This is a genomic window from Pseudomonas sp. BMW13, from assembly GCF_013357275.1.
Lineage (GTDB): Bacteria > Pseudomonadota > Gammaproteobacteria > Pseudomonadales > Pseudomonadaceae > Aquipseudomonas > Aquipseudomonas khazarica.
This window is the reverse complement of record NZ_SUKD01000098.1, coordinates 1-254: the sequence shown is the minus strand read 5'-3', so window position 1 is coordinate 254 and position 254 is coordinate 1. Positions and strand designations below refer to the sequence as shown.

Annotated in this window: 1 protein-coding gene; it reads right to left on the bottom strand. The window is 70.1% G+C overall.

Features of this window, described 5'->3' with window-relative positions; genetic code table 11:
* Nucleotides 1–254, bottom strand: a 254-nt coding sequence (locus E4487_RS24360; protein WP_175254588.1) for an aldehyde dehydrogenase family protein, incomplete at both ends; no start/stop codon positions are given.

Genomic DNA, 254 nt, shown 5'->3' with positions numbered 1-254 from the left:
CGGCCCATGCGGTAGGCGACGTTCATGTCGCGGCTCCACACGCCGGCGCCCAGGCCGAACTCGGTGTCGTTGGCGATGGCCAGCGCCTCGGCCTCGTCCTTGAAGGTGGTCACGCCGATCACCGGGCCGAAGATCTCCTCCTGGAACACGCGCATCTCGTTGCTGCCCTTGAGCAGCGTCGGCTGGATGTAATAGCCGCTGGCCAGGTCGCCCTCCAGGCGCTCGGCCGCCCCGCCGGTGAGCACCTGGGCGCC